The organism is Corynebacterium massiliense DSM 45435 (assembly GCF_028609805.1).
GTDB lineage: Bacteria > Actinomycetota > Actinomycetes > Mycobacteriales > Mycobacteriaceae > Corynebacterium > Corynebacterium massiliense.
Genome location: NZ_CP063189.1, coordinates 2,231,527 through 2,237,865 on the forward strand (window position 1 = coordinate 2,231,527; position 6,339 = coordinate 2,237,865).

General features: G+C 64.5%; 8 protein-coding genes. 1 reads left to right on the forward strand and 7 read right to left on the reverse strand.

Translation table 11 applies throughout. From position 1 onward, the window contains the following. Window positions 1–31: 31 nt before the first annotated feature. On the forward strand, window positions 32–1,213 hold the full coding sequence (locus CMASS_RS10250; protein ID WP_027018740.1) for an N-acetylmuramoyl-L-alanine amidase: 1,182 nt from the start codon (window positions 32–34) through the stop codon (window positions 1,211–1,213). A gap of 71 nt (window positions 1,214–1,284) precedes the next feature. Here CMASS_RS10250 and CMASS_RS10255 read toward each other — a convergent pair whose 3' ends face one another. Genes CMASS_RS10255 through rpmH form a run of 7 tightly spaced genes read right to left on the reverse strand, consistent with a single transcriptional unit; the run spans window position 1,285 to window position 5,671 of the window. Continuing rightward, window positions 1,285–2,382: a ParB/RepB/Spo0J family partition protein gene (locus CMASS_RS10255; RefSeq protein WP_022863359.1), complete on the reverse strand. Its 1,098-nt coding sequence runs from the start codon at window positions 2,380–2,382 to the stop codon at window positions 1,285–1,287. After that, window positions 2,383–3,237, reverse strand: coding sequence for a ParA family protein (locus tag CMASS_RS10260; protein ID WP_027018741.1), 855 nt, complete (start codon window positions 3,235–3,237; stop codon window positions 2,383–2,385). It abuts the gene before it with no gap. 10 nt (window positions 3,238–3,247) lie between these two features. After that, the gene (gene rsmG, locus CMASS_RS10265) at window positions 3,248–3,856 is read right to left on the reverse strand and encodes a 16S rRNA (guanine(527)-N(7))-methyltransferase RsmG (RefSeq protein ID WP_022863361.1); all 609 of its coding nucleotides are present in this window, start codon (window positions 3,854–3,856) and stop codon (window positions 3,248–3,250) included. Next, a complete protein-coding gene (gene yidC / locus CMASS_RS10270) occupies window positions 3,857–4,846 on the reverse strand; it encodes a membrane protein insertase YidC (RefSeq protein WP_022863362.1) in 990 nt (329 codons plus the stop codon). A gap of 12 nt (window positions 4,847–4,858) precedes the next feature. Continuing rightward, on the reverse strand, window positions 4,859–5,128 hold the full coding sequence (gene yidD, locus CMASS_RS10275) for a membrane protein insertion efficiency factor YidD (protein WP_084684433.1): 270 nt from the start codon (window positions 5,126–5,128) through the stop codon (window positions 4,859–4,861). After that, window positions 5,121–5,504: a ribonuclease P protein component gene (gene rnpA / locus CMASS_RS10280; protein WP_022863363.1), complete on the reverse strand. Its 384-nt coding sequence runs from the start codon at window positions 5,502–5,504 to the stop codon at window positions 5,121–5,123. The genes yidD and rnpA overlap by 8 nt, the downstream gene beginning before the upstream one ends. A gap of 23 nt (window positions 5,505–5,527) precedes the next feature. After that, on the reverse strand, window positions 5,528–5,671 hold the full coding sequence (gene rpmH / locus CMASS_RS10285; RefSeq protein ID WP_022863364.1) for a 50S ribosomal protein L34: 144 nt from the start codon (window positions 5,669–5,671) through the stop codon (window positions 5,528–5,530). Window positions 5,672–6,339: the final 668 nt, after the last annotated feature.

A 6,339-nucleotide genomic window follows, 5' to 3' on the forward strand; every position in this document is an offset into this window, starting at 1 on the left:
GTAGACAGACATAAGTAGGGAAGCGATAGCTGTGGAACGCGTTCTACGGGTAGGCGATCGCAGCGCGCGCGTGGCAGAAGCCCGCGCGGCGCTCGCGCGCCTCGGCCGGTTGCCGGGCTTTACCGGTGAACTCTCCGAGTGGAAAGAACAGAAATTCTCGGAAGAAGACCGCTACTTCGATCCCGAACTGGCGAACGCGCTCAAAGCCTTCCAGCAGTCCCGCGGCGTTATTCCCGCTGGCACGATTGACGATGCCACCTTGCGCGAGCTCCGCCACGCCTCCTACCGGCTGGGCTCACGCGTGCTGCAGTTCCAGCCGAACAACGAGCTGGTAGGCGACGACGTCGCGCAGCTCCAGCGCCAGCTGCAGGAGCTCGGCTTCTACCCGCACCGCATCGACGGTCACTTCGGCCAGGGCACTTACACGTCGCTGCGCGAGTACCAGTTCAACTACGGGCTCGCCGAAGACGGCACCTGCGGCCCGAAGACCATCCGGGCGCTCAGCCTCCTGGGCCGCCGGATCACCGGCGGTTCCGCCCACGACATCCGCGAGCGCGAGCGCGTGCGCAACGCCGGGCCGAAGCTCTCCGGCAAGCGCATCGTCATCGACCCGTCGCTCGGCGGCGACGACATGGGGCGCACCGTCCGCGGGCCCTACGGCGACATCACCGAGGGCGAGATCCTGTGGGATCTGGCCGAGCGCCTCGAGGGCCGCATGATCGCCGCCGGCATGGAGACCATCTTCTCCCGGCCGAACCGCGACAACCCGTCGCCGCAGGACCGCGCCGACCTAGCCAACGCCTTCGACGCCGACCTGGTTATCTCATTGGCCTGCGACGAGTACCAGAACGACAAAGCCAACGGCGTGGCCACGTTCTACTTCGGCACGGAGCACAACAACTCCTCGCTCATCGGCGAGACGCTCTCCGGGTTCATCCAGCGCGAGATTGTCGCCCGTACCGACCTGCAGGACTGCCGCAACCACGGGCGGAGCTGGCACATCCTGCGCCTGACCCGCATGCCGGTCGCGCAGGTGGTGTTGGGCTACCTCACCAACGCCCATGACGTCAGCGTGCTCACCGACCCGGACAAGCGCGACATCATCGCCGAAGCCATCGTGGTGGCCGTCAAGCGCCTGTACCTCATGGACGAGGACACCGCCCCGACCGGAACGTACAAGTTCTCCGAGCTGCTCGCGGCAGAGGGAATGTAGCGCGCGGCTCTTAAGACACCGAAAGGCTCCCAGGAATTCACTTTCCTGGGAGCCTTCGTTCTTTCGTGGGACTACTGCTCGCCGTCACCGCCGATGAGGCCCATGATGCGCTCGAGGTCGTCCTGATCGCCGAACTCGACGACCATCTTGCCCTTCTTTTTGCCCATCGTGACCGTGACCTTGGTGTCGAAACGGTCCGAGAGTTTCTCCGCGGTATCGGTGAAGTACTGCGGCTGCGGAGCCTTCTGGCGCTGCGGGGCGGCATCCTTCTTGCCCTCGCGCTTGTATAGCGTCACGGCTTCCTCGGTAGCGCGCACGGACAAGCCCTCAGCGATGACGCGCTGCGCGATGTGATCCATCGCCTCCTCGTCACCGTCCAAGCTGAGCAGAGCGCGGGCGTGCCCGTTGGACAGCACGCCGGCGGCTACGCGGCGCTGCACCGACACCGGCAGGCGCAACAGGCGCAGCGTGTTGGTCACCTGGGGGCGCGAGCGGCCCAGGCGATCGGCGAGCTCGTTCTGGGTCACGCCGAATTCCTCGAGCAACTGCTGGTAGGCGTTCGCCTCTTCCAGCGGGTTGAGCTGCACGCGATGGATGTTCTCCAACAGCGCGTCGCGCAGCATCGTGTCGTCCGCAGTGTCGCGGACGATGGCCGGAATGGTGGCCAACCCGGCCTTCGCGGCGGCGCGCCAGCGGCGCTCGCCCATGATGAGCTCGAAGCCGCCGCCGGCCTCCGGGCGCACCACGATCGGCTGCAGGAGCCCAAACTCCTTGATGGAGTGGATGAGCTCCGCCAGATCGTCCTCGTCGAAGACGGTGCGCGGCTGCTGCGGGTTCGGCGAGATCTCGCCGATGGGCACCTCGCGGTAGGTCGCGCCGATAGCCGCCGGCTTCGGCTGCTTCTTCTTCGACGTGCCCGCGTTGATGGTCGGCGCGCCCTTGAGCTTCTTGCCGCCGCCATCGCCACGCTCGCGGGAGCCCGAGGCCGACTCTGCGCCCTTGCCCTGACCCTCGCCGGACTTGGGCTCGGGCCGGCGGGAGGTGGCGTTGCCCAGGATGACGTCGGCGGCGCTATCGCCCAGGCGCGGCTTGCGCTGCGGGACGTCCGGTCCAGACGGGATGAGCGCCGCGAGTCCTTTGCCTAAGCCGCCTTGCTTCTTGTCCGCCATCTAGTCCTGTCCTTCCAGTTGCGCGTAGATTTCCGGGCTGACGCCGATGGCGCCGGTGGTCTCGTGCGGCGGGTAGTCGCCGCGCTCATCAAGCTCGCGGGCCGCGGCGACGTACGCGCGGGCGCCGGAAGAGCTCGGGTCGTACTCAATCACGGTCTTGCCATACCCGGGCGCTTCTGAGACGCGGATGGAGCGCGGGATGACATTGCCCAACACCACGGCGCCGAACTGCTCGCGCACCTCGTCGGCCACCTGCTCGGCCAGCTTGGTGCGCGCGTCGTACATGGTGAGCAGCACGCCCGAGATGTGCAGGTTGTGGTTGAGGTGCTCGCGGATCATGGAGATGTTGCCCAGCAGCTGGCCCACGCCCTCCAGCGCGTAGTACTCGCACTGGATGGGGATAATGACTTCCTCGGCGCACGCCATCGCGTTGATGGTCAACAGGCCCAGCGAGGGCGGGCAGTCAATAAAGACGTAGTCGAAGCCCTGCTCTTCCAAGAAGCCGTTAAACAATGCATCGTAAAGCCGGAACTCGCGGCGCACGAGGGAGACCATTTCGATCTCGGAGCCGGCAAGATCAATCGTTGCCGGGATGCAGTAAAGGTTCTCCAGCTCGGAGGAATCCTGCATGGCCTCTTCGGCGGTGCGGTCTCCCAAAAGGACTTCGTAGCTGGAAACGGTGCCGGAGCTGTGCTCGGCGCCCACGGCGGTGGAGGCGTTGCCCTGCGGATCGAGGTCGATGAGCAGGACCTTTTTCCCCATATTCGCTAAACCGGCGGCGAGGTTGACCGCACTCGTGGTCTTTCCTACGCCGCCCTTCTGGTTCGCGATGGTGATGAGCCGTGGTTGAGTCATGGCCACCACTTTAGTTTATGCGGGGGACACGAATAACCGTGGTTCCTTTCACCTCGGTGACCTCGGCCTTTCCACCGCCCGCGCGGGCGATGATGTCCCTGTCGCGGGCGAGCTCCTCGTCCACGGAATCGCCCTTCATGGCGATCATTTCGCCGCCCTTTTTCACCAGCGGCAGCGACCACTGCGCCAGCTTGCCCAGCGGGGCGACGGCGCGAGAGGTAACGATGTCTACCCCGGCCACCTGGCGCTTGATGTGGCCCTCCTCGGCGCGCCCGCGGACCACGGTGACGTTGTCGAGCCCCAGCTCGGAGACGACCTCGCCCAAGTAGGTGGAGCGCTTCAAAAGCGGCTCCAGCAGGGTCACGGTGAGGTCTGGGCGGGCGATGGCGAGCGCCACGCCGGGGAGGCCGGCGCCGGAGCCGACATCGATAAGCGTGGCGCCTTCGGGCATGAGCTTTTCGATGACCGCACAGTTCAGGATGTGCCTATCCCACAGGCGCGGCACCTCCCGCGGGCCGATGAAACCGCGCGCGGACGCGACCTCGGCCAGAGAGGTGTGGTAGTGCTCCGCCACAGGCAGGCGGTCGCCAAAGACTTCTGCGGGATCGAGCGAGGTCATCTAGTTGTTGCCCTTCTTGCGCTGCTTCTTGGAGCGGTTGTCGCGCTTGCGCGCGCCCGGCTTCGGCGCCGAGGTGCGCTTGGCTTCCTTCTTGCGCTCCTCTTCTTCTGCTTCTTCCTCGTCCATCTTGCGCTGGACCCAGCGGGTCTGCACGAAGGTCCAGACGGTGTTGGACAGCATGTAGAACAGCAGGCCGACAGGCCAGATGAAGCCGGAGAACACCAGCATGGCCGGCGCGAACCAGAGCATGACCTTGTTCATGATCTTCATCTGGGACTGCATCATCTCGGCGTTCTGGCCCTGCGGCTGGGAGACCTTGCCCTCAGCGCGCCGGCGTTCCTGGCGGGCCAGGGACATGCGCGCGTTGAAGTGGGTGGTCACGGCAATGATCGCAATGAGCGGCACGATGAGGATCGCCACCTTGCCGCGGGTGATGTCCGGCATCGCGTCGAGGATCTGCGAGTTCATGCGCAGGTTGGCGATGAGCGGGATATCGAAAAGCCGGGCGTCCACGTAGGACTGCACGTGCTCGGGCGAGAAGATGTAGTTCGCCGTCTGGCGGTTTTGCTCCACGGTCATCGGGTCGCCCGCGGTGTTGCCGAACCCGCCGGAGCCCTGCACGGTCCGGTCGAAGGAGCGCAGGACGTGGAACAGGCCAATGAACATCGGGATCTGCGCCAACATCGGCAAGCAGCCAGCCGCCGGCTTGAAGTCCATCTCCTGATAGACCTTCTGCATCTCCTCGGCCTGCTTGGTGCGGTCATTCGCGTACTTCGCGCGCACCTCTTGCAGCTTCGGCTGGGCCTCCTGCATGCGGCGCGAGGACCGCATCTGGTTGATGGTGGGCTTCACCATCACGGCCTTCAGCGTCCACGTCAACAGGACGATGGACAGGATCCAGGTAATGCCCCAATCGGGGTTCATGACGAGGCTAAGCAGCCAGTGCCACGCCCACATCACGGCCGAAATCGGCCAGTAAATAAAACCCATGTTGTGTTGTTCCTAGGTCGTTGTACGTACCGGGTCATAGCCGCCGGGGTGCCACGGGCCGCATTTGAAAAGGCGCACGGCACTTAATCCCAGACCTTTTACCGCACCGTGCGTCGAGATGGCCTCGAGCGCGTATGCGCTGCAGGTCGGTTCGAACCGGCAGGTCGACCCCATCTTAAGGGGTGAGAGGTGGCGCTGGTAAAAGCGAACCGCCGCCACCAGGGGCCGGGCGAGCCCGCGCGCTGCGGGAATGGGCTCGCCGGCCGTGTTGTAGTCAATCATTGCGCTTCCGGCGCGCGGCTTTGCGCAGTGCCTTGACGATGTCCGCCCGCAGCTCCTCACTCGTCGCCGATCCGCTGCGCGGGAGCGCCCGGACCACCACGTCGGCACCCCGCGGCAAAACGTCGGGCGAGTCCATCAAGGACATGCAGACATGCCGAAGCCGCCGGGAGGTGCGGTGGCGAACCACTGCGTTCCCGACGGCTTTGGACACCACCAGCCCGAAACGCGGCCCAGTCGTTGCGACTGGTGCGTCGGGACAGGTGGCAGTGCGGTCAAGCACGTGCACGACGACCGTGCGGGATCCTGCCTTGCTGCCCTTCTTGATGGTGCGGTGAAATTCCGCAGGGGAAGTCAGCTTGTGATGGGCAGGGAGCACGGTCGTGCGCTACCTTTTCGGCTTTACGCGGTCAGCTTTGCGCGACCCTTCTTGCGGCGTGCTGCGACGATGGCGCGGCCGGCACGGGTGCGCATGCGGGTACGGAAGCCGTGCTTCTTGGCGCGACGGCGGTTGTTCGGCTGGAACGTCATCTTGCCCTTAGCCACTTCAAAACTCCTTATTATGTTGCCGGGCCGCAGCTGGTGCGTGCCCGCGGATGGATACCAAAGGTGGACATTCGCTCGGCGGCGCCAGCGCTACACCTCGAAAAAGCGTTCTCCGAGAAAGCCGGCGCGTGTGTGGAATGCGCGCACTTTACGCAACGTCTCGTTGCGACAGACTCTGCTAGAGTACGCGATTTTCCGGGCGGGGAACAAATCGACACACGGGTGTCCCCGAAATAACACACAGGTAATTACGCGCAGGTGACACGCTATTTAGCCGCACATGCTGCGCGGCTGCCGCCCCCCCCTGTTGGCCGCGACCGCCGGGAGAGAAAACGTGCCGGTTGTCCTGTTAGACACCCCCGGCTGAATCGCGGTATCAATAGAGAATGCGCTATCCACAACCGCACCGCCGATGTGGATAACCCTCAACCGGACGTAGAGACTCCTGTTATTCCCGCAGGTCATACGGACTTATTTCGTTAACCGGGGTTATCCACAGTGCAGTGAAGGCCTGTGGATAACATGTTTTCCCACACCTGTGGAAAACTCTGTGGACTACAAGGTAGCGCCACAAAACCACTCTGTGGAGGAAGCCGTGAGATCTTGTGATTCACTGCAGCCTCCACACCGCACGTTGTCCCCAACCCCTACAGCACAAGAAGGCCCGG

Bases quoted from the DNA above. Each gene is read 5' to 3' on its own strand.
- rsmG (WP_022863361.1), bottom strand. From the start codon at position 3,856: ATGACCTCGCTCGATCCCGCAGAAGTCTTTGGCGACCGCCTGCCTGTG.
- yidC (WP_022863362.1), bottom strand. From the start codon at position 4,846: ATGGGTTTTATTTACTGGCCGATTTCGGCCGTGATGTGGGCGTGGCAC.
- yidD (WP_084684433.1), bottom strand. From the start codon at position 5,128: ATGATTGACTACAACACGGCCGGCGAGCCCATTCCCGCAGCGCGCGGG.
- CMASS_RS10255 (WP_022863359.1), bottom strand. From the start codon at position 2,382: ATGGCGGACAAGAAGCAAGGCGGCTTAGGCAAAGGACTCGCGGCGCTC.
- CMASS_RS10260 (WP_027018741.1), bottom strand. From the start codon at position 3,237: ATGACTCAACCACGGCTCATCACCATCGCGAACCAGAAGGGCGGCGTA.